This is a genomic window from Xanthomonas sp. NCPPB 1068, assembly GCF_041479385.2.
Classification (GTDB): domain Bacteria; phylum Pseudomonadota; class Gammaproteobacteria; order Xanthomonadales; family Xanthomonadaceae; genus Xanthomonas; species Xanthomonas cannabis.
Genome location: NZ_CM192986.1, coordinates 1,556,492 through 1,574,606, shown reverse-complemented (window position 1 = coordinate 1,574,606; position 18,115 = coordinate 1,556,492). Strand labels below are relative to the sequence as shown.

Genomic DNA, 18,115 nt, shown 5'->3' with positions numbered 1-18,115 from the left:
GCCCGCATCCACCCGCCATGTGCACCGACATCGCGCCAGCGCTGGCCCTGCGGTTGGCAGCGCGACCACGTCTTGTTGCCCAGCCGATGCAGCCATTCCCATTCTCAGGATCTGCACACCGGCTTGGCCAGAGTTGCCGCATGCGCAACGGCAACGACGACACGAACCCACGCGGTGATCTGGTGGTACTTGGCCCCGAGGGGCTGTATTGCCCGCAGGGCGACTTCCATATCGATCCCTGGCGCCCGGTGCCGCGTGCGGTGATCACCCATGGCCACGGCGATCACGCCCGTGGCGGCATGGGCGAATACCACTGCACCCGCGAAAGCCTGCCGATCCTGCAATGGCGGCTTGGCGAACAGGTCTATCACCCGCATGCCGATGGCGAGGCGTTTACGCTGGGACGCGCACGCGTGTCGCTGCATCCGGCCGGACACGTGCTGGGGTCGGCGCAGGTGCGCATCGAAGTGGATGGTGAAGTCTGGGTGGCCTCCGGCGATTACAAGCGCCAGCACGATCCCACCTGCGCGCCGTTCGAAGTGGTGCCATGCGACACCTTCATCACCGAGGCAACGTTCGGCTTGCCGGTGTATCGCTGGCCCGACACCGCCGATGTGGCGGCCGATATCGTGGCCTGGCGACGCGAGTGCGCCGAGCGTGGCGAGGCTGCCATCCTGTATTGCTACGCACTGGGCAAGGCGCAGCGCGTGCTGGCCGAGCTGCGCGCCTGGGACACCCAGCCCGCACTGCTGCACGGCGCGATTGCGGCCGGCGTAGCGGTGTACCGCCAGGCCGGGATCGCGATGCTGGACACGCAGCCGGTCAGCGAACATGCGCGCGGCGCGGACTATGCCGGGCAGTTGGTGCTGGCACCGCCGTCGGCGGCCGGCAGCTCCTGGATCCGCCGCTTCCGCCACGCGCAACAAGGATTCGCATCGGGCTGGATGCGCATTCGCGGCAATCGCAGGCGCCGCAACTACGATCGCGGCTTCGTGGTCTCCGATCATGCCGACTGGCCGGACCTGCTGCGGACCATCGAAGACACCGGCGCCCGCCGTGTGATCGCCACCCACGGCAACACCGATGCGCTGATCCAGCACCTGCGCGAGCGCGGCGTTGCGGCCGAAGCCTTCCGCACCGATTTCGGAGCCGAGGAATGAACCCGTTGCCCGCACGTCGGTATACACGCGCGCGTGTGCGCATTCGCCTGAGCGGCGCACTTGCGTTCGGCCGGCATGCGCTGGCATTTCGTGTGTGCCGCAGCGTGCCGGCGGCGGTCATCGGCCCGCCGCGTCTGCAACGTCGTCCACGCACGCTGGCCGCATTCACGCGCCGCGCGCTGGAACTGCGCGCGGCCAACAGACAGGCCAAGGCAGAGGCAATGCCGTGAAGCGGTTTGCCGCGCTGTACCGCACCCTGGACCGCAGCACCGGCACGCTGGACAAGCGTGCGGCGCTGGTCGCCTATTTTCGCGATGCCGCGCCGCTGGATGCGGCCTGGGCACTGTATCTGCTGGCCGGCGGCAAGGTGGCCAGTACGCGCATGCGCATTGCCAGCAGCGGCGAATTACGCGAATGGATCACCGACACCGCCGGCATCGCCGACTGGCTGGTGGCCGACAGCTACGACCATGTCGGCGACCTGGCTGAAACGCTGGCCCTGTTGCTGGACGACCCGGACACCGAAGCGGCCGACCTGCCGCTGGCGGAATGGATCGAACACCGGCTGTTGCCGATCGCCAATCAGGACGTCGCCGTGCGCAAGGCGTGCATCGTGCAGGCCTGGCGCAGCCTGGCCTTCGACGAGCGGCTGGTGTTCAACAAGCTGCTCACCGGCGCGTTGCGGGTCGGCGTGTCGCAGCGGCTCGTGCAGCAGGCGCTGGCGGAGCTGTCAGGCGTGGACATCGCGCGCATCGCGCAGCGCATGCTCGGCAGTTGGCGCCCGCATCCGACCTATCTGGCCGATCTGCTGACCAGCGAAGAACTGCCCGGCGATCGTCAGCAGCCCTACCCGTTCTTTCTTGCTTCACCGCTCGAAGCGGCCGTCGATACGCTGGGACCCATCGACGACTGGCTGCTGGAATGGAAGTGGGACGGCATCCGGCTGCAACTGATCCGGCGCGCCGGCGAAACGGCGCTGTGGTCGCGCGGCGAAGAGCGCCTGGACGGGCGCTTTCCGGAGATCGAACGCGCGGCGATGCAGTTGCCCGACGGCACCGTCATCGATGGTGAGCTATTGGCCTGGAAACCGGAGCAGCCCTTGCCGATGCCGTTCACTGCCTTGCAGACGCGCATCCAACGGCTCAAGCCCGGCCCCAAGACGCTGGCCGACGCGCCGGCGCGCGTGGTCGCCTACGACCTGCTCGAACTGGACGGCGAAGACCTGCGTGAGCGCCCGCTGCAGGAGCGACGCGCACTGCTGGACGGCGTGCTTGCCACACGCGCCGACCCGCGCATCGTCGCCTCTCCGCTGGTGCAGGTGAGCGATTGGCAGGCCGCCGCGCAGGTGCGCGTGGAGGCGCGCGAGCGCGGCGTGGAAGGGCTGATGCTCAAGCGCGCCAACTCCGTCTATCAGGCCGGGCGCCGACGTGGCGACTGGTGGAAGTGGAAGATCGACCCGCTCACCATCGATGCGGTGTTGTTGTACGCGCAAGCCGGCCACGGCCGGCGCAGCACGCTGTATACCGACTACACCTTCGGGCTGTGGCATGAGGGACAGCTGGTGCCGATCGCAAAGGCCTATTCGGGCCTGGACGACAAGGAAATCCTGCAGCTGGACCGCTGGATTCGTGCCAACACCACCGAACGGTTCGGCCCGGTGCGCGCGGTCACCGCGCATCATGTGTTCGAGCTGGGGTTTGAAGCGGTGAACCGCAGCGCACGGCACAAGTCCGGTATCGCGGTGCGCTTCCCGCGCATCCTGCGCTGGCGGCAGGACAAGCCGATGTCCGAGGCCGACCACCTGAGCAGCCTGCAGGCCCTGGCGCGGTGACGGCGGCGCAGCAGACACGCGGCACGCCATTGCAGCAGTGGCGCGACTGGTTCGCGCAGCGCGGCTGGGCGCCGTTGCCGTTTCAACGCGATGTGTGGAAGCGCTATCTCGATGGCGAGTCCGGCTTGCTGCACACGCCCACCGGCAGCGGCAAGACGCTGGCGGCGTTCGGCGGGCCATTGCTGGACGCATTGGCTGCGCGCGGGCGCAAGTTACCGCTTAAACAAGGCAAACCTGCTGCACCTGCGCGGCGCCAGCAGCAACGCAATCTGCAGGTGTTGTGGATCACGCCGTTGCGGGCATTGGCCGCCGACACCGCGCGCGCATTGCGCGAACCGGTGGAAGCACTGGGGCTGGACTGGCAGGTGGGACTGCGCACCGGTGATGCCAGCGCGCGCGACAAGCGGCTGGCACGCAGCGGCAAGCTCGACGTGCTGGTCACCACGCCCGAATCGCTGGCCTTGCTGCTGTCGTATCCGGACACCGCGCCGCAGCTGTCGGCGCTGCGCTGCGTGATCGTCGACGAGTGGCACGAGCTGCTCGGCAACAAGCGTGGCGTGCTGCTGCAACTGTGTCTGGCGCGCTTGCGCGGATGGACGCCGCACCTGCGCATCTGGGGGCTGTCGGCAACGCTGGGTAATCTGCCGCAGGCGCGCGATGTGCTGCTGCCGCACCTGCCCGATGCAGCGCTGGTATCGGGCGTCAAACCGCGCACGATGACCTTGGAAACGCTGCTACCGGAAAGTGGCGAGCGGTTCCCATGGGCGGGCCATCTTGGTCTGGCACAGCTGGCGCGCGTGCTGCAAAAGATCATGCAGCAGCGCACCAGCCTGGTGTTTACCAACACGCGTGCGCAGGCCGAGTTGTGGCATCAGGCCTTGAGCGCGGTGTGGCCCGAAGACCTGGCCACGCTCGCGCTGCATCACGGCTCGCTGGATCCATCGCTACGCGCGGCCGCCGAGCGCGGCCTGGCCGATGGCAGCCTGCGCTGCGTGGTGGCAACGTCCAGCCTGGATCTGGGCGTGGATTTTCCGGCGGTGGATCAGGTGTTGCAGGTCGGTAGCCCCAAAGGCATCGCGCGCCTGCTGCAGCGCGCCGGGCGCGCACGTCACCGCCCCGGCGAGTCCGGGCACGTGGTGTGCGTGCCCTCGCATGCGCTGGAACTGGTGGAATACGCCGCCGCCCGACGCGCGCTCACCCACGGCCATATCGAAGCACGGCCGCCGCCGCGCTTGTCACTGGATGTGCTGGCGCAACACTGCGTCACCCTCGCCCTCGGCGGCGGCTTCCAGGCCGATGCGTTATTCGAGGAAGTGCGCGGCACCGATGCCTTCGCTGCGCTGGAAAGACCCACCTGGAATGCGGTGCTGGACTTCATCGTGCAAGGTGGCAGTGCCCTGGCGCACTACCCGGATTTCCACAAGGTGGTGCGCGACGACGACGGCGTGTACCGCGTCGTCGATCGGCGTGTGGCGCTTCGGCACCGGTTGTCCATCGGCACCATCACCAGCGATGGCAGCGTGCGCGTGCAGTTCCTGCGCGGCGGGCGACTGGGCGCGGTGGAAGAACAGTTCGTCGGCCGTCTGCGCCGCGGTGACCGCTTCCAGTTTGCCGGCCGCCTGCTGGAGCTGGTGCGGCTGGAAGACATGACCGCCTACGTGCGCGTGGCCAAGGGCGGCAGCGGCGTGGTGCCCAAATGGATGGGCGGACGCATGCCGCTGTCGTCGGCATTGGGGCGCGAAGTGGAAGCGGTATTCGCCGACCCCGGCGATGCGCCGGAGATGCAGGCCTTGGCGCCGTTACTGCAGCTGCAGGCCTCGCTCTCTTCGCTGCCGGGGCCGGACCATCTGCTGGTGGAAAGCATCAAGGCCCGCGATGGCCGGCATGTATTCGTGTACCCGTTCGCCGGCCGGCAGGTCAACGAAGGGCTGGCCGCGTTGCTGGCGGCGCGCTGGGGCCGGCGTCAGCGCAACACCTTCAGCTTCGCTGCCAACGACTATGGCTTTGTGCTGTCGCCGGCGCAGGACGTCGAGATCGATGCCGATGTACTACAGAGCTTGTTGTCGCCGGTAGCGCTGTTCGACGATCTGCGCGACAGCCTCAACCTGGGCGAGCTGGCACGCCGGCAGTTCCGCGAGATCGCGCGCGTGGCCGGCTTGCTGTCGCCCTCGTTGCCTGGGCGTGCGCCGCGCAGCCTGCGTCAGCTGCAGGCCTCCAGCGGCTTGCTGTACGACGTGTTGCAGCGCTTCGACCCGGATCACCTGTTGCTGGCACAGGCCGAGCGCGAGGTGTTCGAAGGCCAGCTGGAACTCGCCCGCCTGGCACATGCGCTGGAAGACTGCGCGCGACGCGAATTGCGCTTGTGCAAGCCGCGCAGCCTCACCCCGTTGTCGTTTCCGCTGTGGGCCGAACGCGTGCGTGGGCAACTGAGTACCGAAGACTGGAAGGCGCGCGTGTTGCGCGCTGCCGAACAACTGGAGCGCAAGCATGGGCGATAGCGTGCAGCTGCAGCTGGCCAGCGAAACCGTGGAGTTGCTCGGCGAACGTGCCTTGTATCGCCCCGCGCAGCGCGCGTTGTTGATTGCCGATCTGCACCTGGGCAAGGCCGATGTGTTCCGGCGCGCCGGCATCGGCTTGCCGGCCGGCGGCACCGCGCACGATCTGGAGCGGCTGGATGGGTTGCTCGCCCAGCGCCAGGTCGACGCGCTGTGGATCCTGGGCGACCTGCTGCACGGCCCGGCACCGCGCGCCGCCTGGCATCGGCGCTGGAGCGCATGGCGCGAGCAACATTGCGCGTTGCGGGTGATCGCCATCCGCGGCAATCACGACCGCGCACTGGCAGGTGCCGGGTTGCAGATCGAAGCGGCCGGCGAACAGGTCGAAGATGGCCCGTTCGTGCTGCGCCACGACCCAGTGCCGCACCCCACCGGCCATGTGCTGTGCGGGCATCTGCATCCACTGGCCAAGCTGCCGGGGCTGTCGCGACGTTGGCCCGCCTTCTGGTTGCGCGAGCGCGTGACCATCCTGCCGGCGTTCTCGCAGTTCACCGCAGGCATCGTGCCGACGCTCACCGAAGGCGAGCGCCTGGTCGCCTGTGTGGAAGGCGACGCGATGGCACTGCCGGTGCGTTAGCCAGCGCCGCGAATGCGCCGGCCAACGCTACGACGCTGCGGCCACTTCCGCCGTGTCGTCGGCCGCATGCGCCACCGGTTGCGATAACGCCTCGACGAATTCCGGCGCCAACGCCAACTTGCCGAACCAGCCATGCTGGGTGCCGCTGAGCACGCGCAGCATGTGCCCGCGCCCGCCCGGCACACGTCCCATCGGGCGCAGCAGCAGATCGCGGCCCTGTGCCCAGAGGTCGCGTTCTGACTGGAACAACGGCGTCAGCCAGCGGCTCCAGCGGTGATAGATCGCCACATGCGCCTGGCGTTCGCGTTGATACCGCTGCAGCGCTTCGTCCAGATCGCTGCCCGTACGCAATGCATCGCGCATGGCCAGCGCGTCGAGCAGGGCCATGTTCACGCCCTGCCCGAGCTGCGGGCTCATCGCATGCGCCGCATCGCCGGCAAGCACGAAGCGGCCGCGATGCCAGCGCGACACCACCGCATCGCGATAGCTCGCCCGCGCCAGTGCGCCATGCACCTGCACCGTGGCAAGCCGCGCGTGCGCTTCCGGCCACATCTGCGCCACCTCGTCGCGCCAGGCGGCAATGCCGCGTTGTTCCCAGGCCACGAAATCGCTGCACGGCAGGCTCCAGAAAAAACTCAGCCGCGGGGTGTCGTCGCCCGGACGCGTACCCACCGGCAGCAGGCCGATCATCTTGCGCGCGCCGATATAGCGCTGGCGCAATTCGTCCACGAACGGCCAGTCCTCGCGCGGCAACAGACACCACAGCGCGCCCCATGGATACACCCGATCCAGCCGGGTTCCCTGCGCCTGCGCGCGCAAGGTGGAGGCCGAGCCATCGGCGGCGATGATCAGATCGAAAGGGCCGTGCCATTGCCCGCGTTGATCCTGCACGCGCACGCCGTCGTGGTCGATGGCGGTGATCTGCGTATCCACATGCAGCTGCGCGTGCTGCGGCCAGGCCTCGCGCAGCAGCGTAAACAAGGCGCCGCGCTGCATGCCCACACCCATCAGGCGCGCATCCAGATCACGGTACTGCATGTCCATCACTGCGCGTCCGCAGGGCGTGTCGCCGTACAAGCGGCGCACCGGTGCGCCATGCGCAAGCGCCTGCGGCAGCAAGCCCATGTTCCAGAGCACCTGCAGGCCACTGGGCTGCAGCAAGAAGCCTGCGCCCACCGGCCCGGGCGCGGCGGCGCGCTCGAACACCTCCAGTTGATGCCCATCGGCCCCCAGCAACACTGCCAGCGCCTGCCCCGCCGTTCCGTAGCCAACCACCGCAATCCGTAATGTTCGTTGCATCGTCCCTGCTCTGTTTCGTTATTGCTGCCCACGCACAACGGCGCAAAAAAAACCCCGCCGTGGCGGGGTTCTTCAACCGCACAATCGAGACAGATTACTCGACCGGCGTGATGTTCGAAGCCTGGGCACCCTTGGGGCCCTGGGTCACGTCATAACTGACGCGCTGGCCTTCCTGCAGGCTGCGGAAGCCCTTGGAATTGATCGCGGAGAAGTGCGCGAAGACATCGGCGCTGCCGTCCTCCGGTGAGATGAAGCCAAATCCCTTGGCGTCGTTGAACCACTTGACGGTACCGTTCGGCATGGTGATGCGAGACCTTTGCAATAATTAATGGGTGGTGTACGGCGGTGCGTACGCGCCGAGTATGCAAAGCTTATTCCCCAATGACAATCACCCGCGTGCAAGTTCGCCAATCAGCTCCGGCAGGCCGGACGAGGCGGCATCCACGTTGGCCAACACGTCGGCCATGGTGATCTCCTGCGCGTCGCCGCAGCCGGCCGCCCAGTTGGCCACGATCGCCAGACACGCATATTCCAGGCCTTTTTCGCGCGCCAACCCCGCTTCGGGCATGCCGGTCATGCCGACCAGATCGCAGCCGTCGCGACGCATGCGTGCGATCTCTGCAATCGTTTCCAGCCGTGGTCCTTGCGTCGCGCCATAGCAACCACCGGCCACCAGCGTGACGCCGGTCACCTTGGCGGCGGCAATCACCTTGCTGCGAAACATGGGCGAATACGGGTGGCCGAAATCCACATGCTGCACCTCGCTGCCGGGCTCTTCGCAGAAGGTGGAAATGCGGCCCCAGGTGTAGTCGATCAGTTGGTCGGGGCACGCCAGCACGCGCGGCCCGAACTGGTCGGTGATTCCGCCCACCGTGTTGAGCGCAAGCACGCGCGAGGCACCGATTTGCTGCAGCGCAGCGATGTTTGCGCGGTAGTTGACCTTGTGCGGCGGCAACGAATGCCCCTCGCCGTGCCGGGCCAGGAACGCCACGCGATGGCCGAGCAACATGCCGACACGGATCGGCCCGGACGGTACGCCATATGGGGTGTCGAGCTCATGCGTCTGCACGTCGTCGAGCTGCGCGAGCTTGTAGACACCGGTGCCGCCGATGACGGCCAGGGCGATGGAATTGGGGGACATGGGCGACCTCTGCTACGAACGGACGTGGATGCGCGCGGCGCGCGCCAGGTTGCCCGCGCAGTGGCGGGCCAATACGAACGACGCCGACAAGGCTATCGGTGTCGATAGTGAACATGCAGGACTGCGATCTCCGCGTCCCCAGGCACGGCGCGCGGCGCTGCGCCGCGTCCGCGCGCTGCTTCGAGCCCCGAGCGCAGCCACCACGCCCGGCCACGCCGCGTGGATTACTGCTTCATCGCGTAGATGGCAGGAATGCCACGCAGCTGCTCGTTGACGTCCATGCCGAAACCGAACACGTAGCGGTCTGCCACTTCCACTCCCACGTAGTCGGCGGTGACGCCGGGCACGCAGCGGTCGTGCCGCTTCACGGTCAGCACCGCCACGCGCACGTCGGTGGCGCCCTGCTCCAGGCACCACTGGCGCACGCCCTGCAGGGTGTAGCCCTCGTCGAGGATGTCGTCGACCAGGATCACCCGGCGGCCGAACAGTGCGGTGGCCGGACGATGCTTCCACACCAGCTCGCCACCAACGGTTTCGCCGCGGTAGCGGGTGGCATGCAGGTAATCGAACTGCAGGTCCTGGCCACGTGCGCCGAGTTCCAGCGCCAGCTGGCCGGAGAACGGCAGCGCGCCGTGCATGATGGTGAGATACACCGGCACTTCACCGGCGTAGTCGCGCGCGATGGCGTCGGCAATGGTGGACACGGCGGCATCGATGGCCGGGCGGTCGACCAGCAGATCGGCTTGGGCCAGGGCCTGGGAAATGGTGAGCGTGGACATCAGGCAATTGTTCCGAAAGAGGCAGAAGGAGTGTTGAAGGAAGCGTCGGTGCCGGCCAGCAGGCCATCCCAGCCGAGCGCGCCACGACCGATCAGCCCGATCAGGGCTGCAGTATTGAGGCTGCGGCCCTGCACGGCCTGCAGCGATTCGTCGACCAGCTCCGGGTGGCAGACCAGCACCACGTCGCAGCCGGCATCCAGATGCGCATGCACCCGGCCCGCCACGCCACCGGCGGTGAACGACGCCGCCATGCCGATGTCGTCGGAAAAAACCACGCCGCGGAAGCCCAGCTGCCCACGCAGGATCTGCTCGATCCAGCGCGGCGAGTAGCCTGCCGGTTCCGGCGCGACCTGCGGGTAGACCACGTGCGCCATCATCACCGCGTCGGCGCCCGCCTCGATCCCCGCCACGAACGGCACCAGGTCTTCCGCCTGCAGCACTTCGAGCGGTCGCGGGTCGCTGGCGTGGTCGACGTGGGTATCTTCCAGCACCGTGCCGTGGCCGGGGAAATGCTTGAGCGTGGCGGCCATGCCGGCGCCGTGCAGCGCCTGCACATAGGCACGGGTGAAGGTGGCCACGATCTGCGGGTCGTCGCTGAAGGCGCGGTCGCCGATGGCGCGGTTGCCGCGGCCAAGGTCCACCACCGGCGCGAAGCTCAGATCCACGCCGCTGGCACGCACCTCGCTGGCCATCAGCTGCGCGTGCGCGCTGGCCGCGGCCAGCGCAGCCTCGGGGTCCTGCGCGTACTGCGCACCGAAGCTTTGCAACGGCGCCAGCGCGCTGAAGCCTTCGCGAAACCGCTGCACGCGTCCGCCCTCCTGGTCCACGCAGATCAACACCGGGCGCGGCGCGGCCGCGCGGATGGACGCCGACAACTCGGCCACCTGCGTGCGCGAGGCGAAGTTGCGCGTGAACAGCACCACGCCGGCAACCGCATCGTGCTGCAGCCAGTCGCGTTCCTGTGCGCTGAGTTCGGTACCGGCAACGCCGATCAGAAGCATGTTGGGGGGACTCCCGGGCCAGGCGCCACGAGGGCGCAGCGCGGCATTGTCGCAGATGCGCGTTGCAGCGTCAGATCGCGCATTCAGGCGGGCGTTGGATCGGCAGGCTGGCCGGGACGCGCGTTGAGCGCAGGTGCAGAGCGCCCGGCGACCGCGCCCTGGCCCGGCCCCGCAACGGCTTCAGAGCACGTCCAGGTGTGCCCGCCAATGCGCGGCCTGGGCCTGGATGCCCTCCAGCACCTCGGGTGCCATGCCATCGAGCTGCCGGTACGGCATCGCCAGGCGCTCGTTGCCGCCCAGCAGCGGGCGCTGCCGCGCAAGGAAATCCCAGTACAACGCGTTGTACGGGCAGGCCTTGGGGCCGGTACGTGCCTTGCGCTGATACCCGCACCCGGCGCAGTAGTCGCTCATGCGGTCGATGTAGGCCGCGCCGCTGATGTAGGGCTTGCTGCCGAGCAGGCCGCCATCGGCAAACTGGCTCATGCCCACCGTATTGGGCAGCTCCACCCATTCGAACGCATCGATATACACGCCCAGATACCAGCGATGCAGCGCTTGCGGGTCCAGCCCCGCCAGCAGCGCAAAATTGCCGATCACCATCAGCCGCTGGATGTGGTGCGCGTGCGCATTGGCCAGCGAGTTGCCGACCGCATCGGCCAGGCAGCGCATGCCGACCTGTCCATCCCAGAACCAGTGCGGCAGCGGCGCATGCTGATCCAGGCGATTGGTGTGGGCGTACTCGGGCATCTGCGACCAGTACACACCGCGCACGTATTCGCGCCAGCCCAGGATCTGGCGGATGAAGCCTTCCACCGATGCCAGGGGTGCCTGCCCGTGATGCCATGACGCCTCGGCGCGCGCAATCACCTCGGCCGGGTGCAGCATCTTGACGTTGAGCGCGAACGACAGCAGCGAGTGGAACAGCCGCGGGCTGCGGGTACTCATCGCATCTTCGTAGCGGCCGAAGTCCGGTAACGCCTGCGCGATAAAGGCATCCAGCTGCTGCAGCGCTTCGTTGCGATCCAATGGCCAGGGCAATGCCTCGGCGCTGGGCGCTCCGAAACTGCGCACACCGGCAGCTTCGATGCTGCGCCACAACGCGCGGTGGTCGTGCGCTGTACGCCAGTCCTGCGGCGCGGGCGGATCGCCCGGCCACGGCGCGCGGTTGTCGTGATCGAAATTCCAGCGCCCGCCCTGCGGCTCTCCGGCCGCGTCGAGCAGGATGCGGTGGCGGCGGCGCATGTAGCGGTAAAACACTTCCATGCGCCACTGGCTGCCCGCACCAAAGCATGCAGCGACCTCCTTGCGCGTGGTCAGGAAATGCTCGCTGTCGACCATGCGCGTGGCAAACGCACGGCCTGCACTCCATTGCCGCAGCGCTTGATCCAGCCGCCACTCGTCCGGCGCCTGGTAGTCCAGCTGGCCGGCGCGGTAGTGGGCCATCAGCGCATCGAGATTGGCAGGGATGGACTGCCGATTACTGGGGCTGTCGATCGCGACATGGCGCACCCGATGCCCGGCTTGCCGCAGCCCGGCCGCAAACGCGCGCATCGCTGCGAAGATCGCCAGGATCTTCTGCGCGTGATGCAGCACGTAGTCGGTTTCCTCGCGCACTTCCATCAGCACGTAGACCACACCGGGGTCGCGGGTCGCGAACCAGCTGTGCTGCGGGTTGAGCTGGTCGCCCAGGATCAGCCGCAGCGTATGTGCGGGCGCCTGTGTGGTGCTGTCGGCAGAGGCCGGAGCGGCGTCAGGCATCAGCACAGCCCCTGCCGGTGCGCGCGGTCCATGCATCGCCCGGCGCTGCGCTCGACCATGCGCCATGGCACCGCGCGCTGTATCGCGCAGTACGCCAACCCTGCAAGCGACGCGCTGCCGCTGCGTCTCGTTGTTGCGCAGACGCAGCCCCGAGTCACGCGTCGGCACGGTCGGCACGGTCGGCACGGTCGGCACGGTCGGCACGGTCGGCACGGTCGGCACGGTCGGCAGCATGACCCGCACAGACCTGCTGCGCCAGCGCAGTTCCGCTTTGCCAGGCGCCTTCGACCTTGCCGCCGGCCAACCAGTCACCGCAGATGCCGATACCACGCTGCGCGTCCCACACGCAATCAAGCTGCAGTGGCGGCTCGGTACTTGCGACCGTCCATCCAAACGCATCGCAGGCGTGCGGCAGCGGCAGGCCAAGCGCCGCCAATTCCGGCAACAGGAGCGCGATGACCTCGGCAGGCGATGCATCGCGATGGGCCCGGCTCCACTCGGCAGTGGCGTGCAGCAGCCAGGTCTCCGCGCCGCCTCGCCCTGGTTTGCTGGAATCGCGCGCCACCCAACGCAATGGCCCGGCATTGACGAACAACGCGTCATAGCCCGGATCGATGCGTGCATCGAAGCGCAGCACCAGCGCCCACGCAGGCCGCATCCGCGCACTGCAGGCAATCTCGCACAGCGCGGGCGCAACCTTGGCGAGCAATATTGCCGCTTCGGGCGCCGGAAGCGCGAGCAGCAGCGTATCGACGCCGTGCGGCGCAGCGCCGTCCTGCACATCCACCGCCCAGCCCTGCCCGCTGCGTTGCAGCGTGCGCAGCTTCGCGTGCATGCGCACATCCAGGCCCACCGCAAGCGCACGCGCCGGGGCGGCCATGTCCGGCACGCCGACAAAACGCGTCAGCGCGCTTTGCGACAGGCGCCGCTCTACGCCATCCCAACTGGCGATGCGCAACGGCCAGCGCGCGGCAACACCAGCGCCCATCCACGTCTCGACCACCGCCGCAAACGCCGGATCGCGTGCGGTGAAATACTGTGCCCCGGTATCGCATTGCCAGCGGTTGCCGGCGTGGCCACGCATGCGCCCGCCGGGTGCGTCGCCCTGCTCGTACACCGTGACCGCATGGCCGGCAGCGTGCAGGGCGTCGGCGCAGGCAAGGCCGGCCAGGCCGGCGCCGATCACCGCAATCGTGAGCGGACGGTGCGGACCGGCTGTCTGGTCATTGGCTGGCAGAGGCATCGCGCAACCGGTCGATCAGACCGGGCAGCCATCCGGCCCGCAGGCGTCGGGGCCGCCGACCGGTACCGACTCGGCGGCCAACTGCAACAAGGCCTGCGCAAAGCTCTCGGCTGGCTGCGCGCCCTGGATCAGGCTGCGCCCGTCGATCACAAAACTGGGCACCGCGCGAATGCCCAGCGCACGGGCCTGCGCCAGCTGCGCCTGGACCTCGACGGTGCCTTCGTCGGAGTCGAGCATCGCCTGCACGCGCGCGGCGGCAAGACCGCCGGCCTCACCGGCACGCAGCAAGGTCTCGGTCGCCGCCACGTTGCGGCCTTCGGCAAAGTGCGCATGAAACAGCGCTTCCATCACCGCACCGACATCGCCTTCATGCGTGGCCAACCATAACAGCCGATGCGCACGCAGCGTACTCACCTGCACCTGGCCGCGCCCGAAGTCGAACGGCAGGCCCTCCGCACGCGCGGTCGCCTGGGTCTGCGCCAGCATCTGCTCGACGCGCTCGACCCCGCCGAACTTGCGCGCCAGCGCGTCGCGCAGCGGTACCGGCTCGGCGCCAGCGTCCGGATCCAGCTCGAAGGCGTGGTAATGGATGTCCAACACCGGCGCCCTTGCGCCCAGCGCTGCGACGGCCTGTTCAAACCGGCGCTTGCCGATCCAGCACCAGGGGCAGACTACGTCGGACCAGATATCGATGCGCATAAGCGGGGATGTGGGATTGGGCATTTGGGATTCGCAGAGCATAAGCCCAATCGCTGCAGCGGAAATTAGAAACGAGTGAGGGCAATGCCCGGACAGCATCGATCAGCGCGGCGCCGCACCCTGCCCTTGCGAATCCCGAATCCCCAATCCCCGCTCCTGAATCACCCGGCCCAGCGCGAAAACGGATGCGATGCCAGCGCCAGATTGTAATACCGCGTGTCGTCGGTCACTTCCGCACCGATCCACTCGGGCCTGGCAAAGGCTTCGTCGGCGCTGGCGAGCTCGATCTCGGCCACCACCAGCCCGGCGTTGTCGCCGAGAAATTCGTCCACTTCCCACACATGGCCCTGGTACTCGACCAGATGCCGGCGCTTGTCGATCAGCCCGCCCACGCACAGGTCCAGCAGCGCGCGCGCATCGGCGAGGGGAATCGGGTACTCGAACTCCTGGCGGGTATGCCCCACCTCACGCGACTTCAGATTCAAGAACGCACCCTCGCCCTGCACACGCACACGCACCGATGCATTCTGCGCCCCGCTACGCAACGCCGCCTGGTCATTGATGTAGCCCTGCGCCATCGGGATCACCGCATGCGCGGCAGCACGCCACCCATCGCCGGAGACAAGAAACTTGCGTTCGATTTCTAGAGGCATGGGATTCGGGACTTGGAATTGGGGATTGGTTAAAGCAACGCACTGCGTGCCTGTGGGGCTCTTGCCAAGACCCCGCCATACCAGGGGCAATGCTTCGATCTGACGCTTGGGTAAGCGATTAGCGAAAGGACACATCACGACTCGCCGTTGCGAATCCCCAATGCCCAATCCCCAATCACCGCTTCTCGAACACCGCGATGCTCTCCACATGGGCGGTATGCGGGAACATGTCCATCGCACCGGCCGACACCAGCGTGAAGCCTTGCTCGTTGACCAGATAACCGGCGTCGCGCGCCAGCGAGCCCGGGTGGCAGCTGACATAGACGATGCGTTCGAACTTCTTCAGCGGCAATTGCTGCAGCACTTCCAGCGCACCGGAGCGCGGCGGGTCCAGCAGCAACTTGTCGAAGCCCTGGCGCATCCAGGACGCACTGCGCTGGTCCTGGGTCAGGTCTGCCGCATGGAACTGCGCATTGTGCAAGCCGTTACGCTGTGCATTGTCCTTGGCGCGCGCGACCAGCCCGGCATCGCCTTCCACCCCGACCACCTCGCGCACGGTGCGCGCCAGCGGCAGGGTGAAGTTGCCCAACCCACAAAACAGATCGAGCACACGGTCATCGGGCCTGGCATCGAGCAGTGCTAGCGCGTGCGCGATCATCTTCTGGTTGAGCGAGGCGTTGACCTGGATGAAATCCAGCGGACGGAAGGCCAGTTCCACATCCCACTGCGGCAGGCGAAACGACAGCGGCACCTCTTGCGGCCACAGCGGATGCACGCTGTCCACGCCGCCGGGCTGCAGGAAGATCGCAAAGCCGTGCTCCTGCGCGAACGCCACCCAGGCCTGTTGGTCGCGCTCGCTGAGCGGCTGCATGTGGCGAATGGTCAGGGCCACCGCGTCGTCGCCGGCGATGAATTCGATCTGCGGAATATCGCGCTTGCCATCCATGCCCTCGACCAGCGCAGCCAGCAGCGGGATTTTGTCGCCGATCTGCGGGATCACCGTGTAGCAGACCGACAGGTCGGCCACGAAACGTGGGTCGAGCTCGCGGAAGCCGACCAGCGTCTTGTCTTTCTTCTCGACCCGGCGCACCGAGAAACGGCCCTTGCGGCGATAGCCCCAGTTGTCGCCGGTGAGCGCAGGCAGCACGGTCTGCGGGCTGACGTGGCCGATGCGTTCAAGATTGTCCATCAGCACCCGCTGCTTGGCCACGATCTGCTGCGACTCCTCGAGATGCTGCAACACGCAGCCGGCACAGACACCGAAATGCGGGCAGCGCGGGGTCACGCGCTGCGGGGAGGCTTCCAGCACCTCCACTGTCTTGGCCTCGTCGAAATGGCGGCTACGCGCGGTGGGTTCGGCACGCACCAGCTCACCGGGCAGGGCGCCGCTGATGAAGGTGACCTTGCCGCCCTCGCCGTCACGGCGCGCAACGCCGCGCCCGTCATGGCTCAGGTCGGTGATGGCAGTCTGGAAGGGAGTACGGTCGAAACGGTTTCGGGTTCTGGCCACGTGGCGACGAGCTGCGGGCAAAAAGGGTGCGTATTGTCGCAGATGCGATCGACGGAGGCCGCGCCGCCTGGCGCGGCAATTGTGGCGCCCCGCAAACACAGGCAAACTGCATGTGCGCGCGGCAGCACAGGACGCGGCATCGCTGACAAGGAGGCAGCATGAATATGGCGACACGTCAGGAACCCCATCCACGACTCTTGTTGGTGGAAGACGACCCGATCAGCCGTGGCTTCCTGCAGGCTGCGCTGGAGGGCCTTCCGGCCCAGGTGGATTGCGCCGATTCATTGTCCTCGGCGCTGGATCGCGCGCGCGGCCATCGCCACGACCTGTGGCTGATCGACGTCAATCTTCCCGATGGCACCGGAAGCGGGCTGCTGCGGGCGCTGCGCCTGCTGCATCCGGACGTCCCCGCGCTGGCGCACACCGCCGACGGCAACATGGCGATGCAGCGCGGCCTGCAGTCCGATGGATTTCTGGAAATGCTGGTCAAGCCGTTGAGCACCGAACGCCTGTTGCAGGCGGTGCGCCGCGGCCTGGCGCGCGGCCGCTACAGCGTTGCGCCGGTCGGCGTGGTGGACATCGCGGCCAGCGACTGGGACGAGGCCGCGGCACTGAGCGCCCTCAACGGGCAGCAGCATCATCTCAACGCCTTGCGCGAATTGTTCCTGGCGGAGCTGCCGGGCACGCGGGATGCGGTGACCTCGGCGCTGAACGTCAGCGATGAGCAGGCGCTGCGCAATCACCTGCATCGGCTGCAGGCCAGTTGCGGCTTCGTCGGGGCCGCCCGGCTTGCCGGAGCGGTGCGGCTGCTTCGCGGCGACCCGCAATCGCGGGCTGCACAAACCCAGTTCCACGCGGCGGTGGCGGCGTTACTGCACTGAGTTGCGCCTGCGTTTGTGGCGAGCACTCCAGCGCGCGGGCCTGGAGTGCGACGTTGGCCTGGTCGACATCGGAGACGCAACGCGATGGCAGGGGCCTGCCGGGCAAGATCGTGCATCGATGCCCACCCTGCCCCGATCAGCGGCGTCGCGCCAGATCCTCGAGCATTTCCCAGGATTTGAGCCCGCGTCCGTTCAGATGATGCAGCAGCACGCTGCGCATGCTGCGCCGCAGGCCGGGCATATCCTCGGACGCCGGCAGGGTATCTTCGCCCAGCGCCAGCAAGGCCGCACCGGTCACGGTCTCGCGCCGATCCTGTGCCAGGCGCTCGCTCAGCACCCGCATGGCGCCTTCCTGGGGATCGAGCCGATAGCGCGCCGCCGGGTCGATCGGTTGCCCCTCGCTGTCGTGCTGCAGATCGAAGCCAAACCCCAGCCCGCCCAGCACATCACGCTCGAACCGGCGCAGTCCCCAGGCCAGCGGCAGCCCGGCCGCCAGATGCGCGCGTGCCTGCGCATAGCACGCGTAGAGCTCGGGGACCGCATCGTTGCGCGGCGCAAGCCTCAGCAGCAGCTCGCTGATATAGAAGCCGGCCAACATGGCCTCGCCGACCAAACGGGGCGCGGTGTCCAGCGCTTCGGCCTGGCGCAGTTGCGCAAGTTCGCCGCGCTGCACGGCGGTGAACTGGATCAGCTGCAGCGGCTGCAGCGCCGCGCGCAGCGCCTGCTTGCGCGGCCCCTGCACGCCACGCGCCAGCAACCCGACCCGCCCGTGCTGCTCGGTCAGCACTTCCACCAGCAGGCTGGTCTCGCGCCAGGCACGCACATGCAGGACGAAGCCGTGCTCGTGTTCGATCAGCATGAGAGGGAAAGCCGGGACTGGGGACCCGGGACCGGGGACCCGGGAAAAGCGCCGGATCGGCCGTCGACCTGCAACGCGGCGCGGCGATCGGGGGCCGAGCCAATGCCGTCAGCGCAGCACGCGAATCTGAAAAATGCGAAAAAACGTCTTCCCGGCAGTATGCCGACCA

17 protein-coding genes are annotated in these 18,115 nt (G+C 67.8%); 6 read left to right on the top strand and 11 right to left on the bottom strand.

Features of this window, described 5'->3' with window-relative positions; translation table 11 throughout:
* The first annotated feature begins 140 nt into the window (after positions 1–140).
* Genes ACCQ12_RS06745 through pdeM form a run of 5 tightly spaced genes read left to right on the top strand, consistent with a single transcriptional unit; the run spans position 141 to position 6,123 of the window.
* A complete protein-coding gene (locus ACCQ12_RS06745; RefSeq protein ID WP_047694345.1) occupies positions 141–1,160 on the top strand; it encodes a ligase-associated DNA damage response exonuclease in 1,020 nt (339 codons plus the stop codon).
* Positions 1,157–1,390, top strand: a complete 234-nt coding sequence (locus tag ACCQ12_RS06740; RefSeq protein ID WP_372383229.1) for a hypothetical protein — start codon at positions 1,157–1,159, stop codon at positions 1,388–1,390. Before ACCQ12_RS06745 ends, ACCQ12_RS06740 begins: the two co-directional genes overlap by 4 nt.
* The gene (locus ACCQ12_RS06735) at positions 1,387–2,991 is read left to right on the top strand and encodes an ATP-dependent DNA ligase (RefSeq protein WP_372383228.1); all 1,605 of its coding nucleotides are present in this window, start codon (positions 1,387–1,389) and stop codon (positions 2,989–2,991) included. The genes ACCQ12_RS06740 and ACCQ12_RS06735 overlap by 4 nt, the downstream gene beginning before the upstream one ends.
* A complete protein-coding gene (locus ACCQ12_RS06730; protein ID WP_372383227.1) occupies positions 2,988–5,489 on the top strand; it encodes a ligase-associated DNA damage response DEXH box helicase in 2,502 nt (833 codons plus the stop codon). The genes ACCQ12_RS06735 and ACCQ12_RS06730 overlap by 4 nt, the downstream gene beginning before the upstream one ends.
* Positions 5,479–6,123: a ligase-associated DNA damage response endonuclease PdeM gene (gene pdeM, locus ACCQ12_RS06725; protein ID WP_372383226.1), complete on the top strand. Its 645-nt coding sequence runs from the start codon at positions 5,479–5,481 to the stop codon at positions 6,121–6,123. Before ACCQ12_RS06730 ends, pdeM begins: the two co-directional genes overlap by 11 nt.
* Before the next feature lie 27 nt (positions 6,124–6,150).
* On the opposite strand, the gene ACCQ12_RS06720 is transcribed toward pdeM, so the two are convergent.
* The 10 genes from ACCQ12_RS06720 to rlmD form a co-directional block, all read right to left on the bottom strand.
* The gene (locus ACCQ12_RS06720) at positions 6,151–7,422 is read right to left on the bottom strand and encodes an FAD-dependent oxidoreductase (protein ID WP_372362594.1); all 1,272 of its coding nucleotides are present in this window, start codon (positions 7,420–7,422) and stop codon (positions 6,151–6,153) included.
* A 94-nt stretch (positions 7,423–7,516) separates the two neighbouring features.
* Positions 7,517–7,723: a transcription antiterminator/RNA stability regulator CspE gene (gene cspE / locus ACCQ12_RS06715; RefSeq protein WP_003488188.1), complete on the bottom strand. Its 207-nt coding sequence runs from the start codon at positions 7,721–7,723 to the stop codon at positions 7,517–7,519.
* 87 nt (positions 7,724–7,810) lie between these two features.
* Positions 7,811–8,563 (bottom strand): S-methyl-5'-thioinosine phosphorylase, encoded by a 753-nt coding sequence (locus ACCQ12_RS06710; RefSeq protein ID WP_184439947.1) that lies wholly within the window; start codon positions 8,561–8,563, stop codon positions 7,811–7,813.
* A gap of 224 nt (positions 8,564–8,787) precedes the next feature.
* Positions 8,788–9,342 (bottom strand): hypoxanthine-guanine phosphoribosyltransferase, encoded by a 555-nt coding sequence (locus ACCQ12_RS06705; RefSeq protein WP_039406636.1) that lies wholly within the window; start codon positions 9,340–9,342, stop codon positions 8,788–8,790.
* Positions 9,342–10,343, bottom strand: coding sequence for a beta-N-acetylhexosaminidase (gene nagZ, locus ACCQ12_RS06700; protein WP_372383225.1), 1,002 nt, complete (start codon positions 10,341–10,343; stop codon positions 9,342–9,344). The genes ACCQ12_RS06705 and nagZ overlap by 1 nt, the downstream gene beginning before the upstream one ends.
* 180 nt (positions 10,344–10,523) lie before the next feature.
* The gene (locus tag ACCQ12_RS06695; protein ID WP_372383224.1) at positions 10,524–12,101 is read right to left on the bottom strand and encodes a cryptochrome/photolyase family protein; all 1,578 of its coding nucleotides are present in this window, start codon (positions 12,099–12,101) and stop codon (positions 10,524–10,526) included.
* A 154-nt stretch (positions 12,102–12,255) separates the two neighbouring features.
* Positions 12,256–13,344 carry an NAD(P)/FAD-dependent oxidoreductase gene (locus ACCQ12_RS06690; protein WP_372383223.1) on the bottom strand — a complete coding sequence of 363 codons (1,089 nt, stop codon included), beginning with the start codon at positions 13,342–13,344 and terminating at the stop codon, positions 12,256–12,258.
* 15 nt (positions 13,345–13,359) lie between these two features.
* Positions 13,360–14,043 (bottom strand): DsbA family oxidoreductase, encoded by a 684-nt coding sequence (locus tag ACCQ12_RS06685; RefSeq protein ID WP_123137393.1) that lies wholly within the window; start codon positions 14,041–14,043, stop codon positions 13,360–13,362.
* A gap of 161 nt (positions 14,044–14,204) precedes the next feature.
* Positions 14,205–14,696 (bottom strand): CYTH domain-containing protein, encoded by a 492-nt coding sequence (locus tag ACCQ12_RS06680; RefSeq protein ID WP_039406648.1) that lies wholly within the window; start codon positions 14,694–14,696, stop codon positions 14,205–14,207.
* A 175-nt stretch (positions 14,697–14,871) separates the two neighbouring features.
* On the bottom strand, positions 14,872–16,206 hold the full coding sequence (rlmD, locus tag ACCQ12_RS06675; protein ID WP_184552364.1) for a 23S rRNA (uracil(1939)-C(5))-methyltransferase RlmD: 1,335 nt from the start codon (positions 16,204–16,206) through the stop codon (positions 14,872–14,874).
* A gap of 158 nt (positions 16,207–16,364) precedes the next feature.
* On the opposite strand from rlmD, the gene ACCQ12_RS06670 reads away from it, so the two are divergent.
* The gene (locus ACCQ12_RS06670) at positions 16,365–17,087 is read left to right on the top strand and encodes a response regulator (RefSeq protein ID WP_039406654.1); all 723 of its coding nucleotides are present in this window, start codon (positions 16,365–16,367) and stop codon (positions 17,085–17,087) included.
* Between the two features lie 136 nt (positions 17,088–17,223).
* Here ACCQ12_RS06670 and recO read toward each other — a convergent pair whose 3' ends face one another.
* On the bottom strand, positions 17,224–17,946 hold the full coding sequence (gene recO, locus ACCQ12_RS06665) for a DNA repair protein RecO (protein ID WP_372383222.1): 723 nt from the start codon (positions 17,944–17,946) through the stop codon (positions 17,224–17,226).
* Between the last annotated feature and the right edge of the window lie 169 nt (positions 17,947–18,115).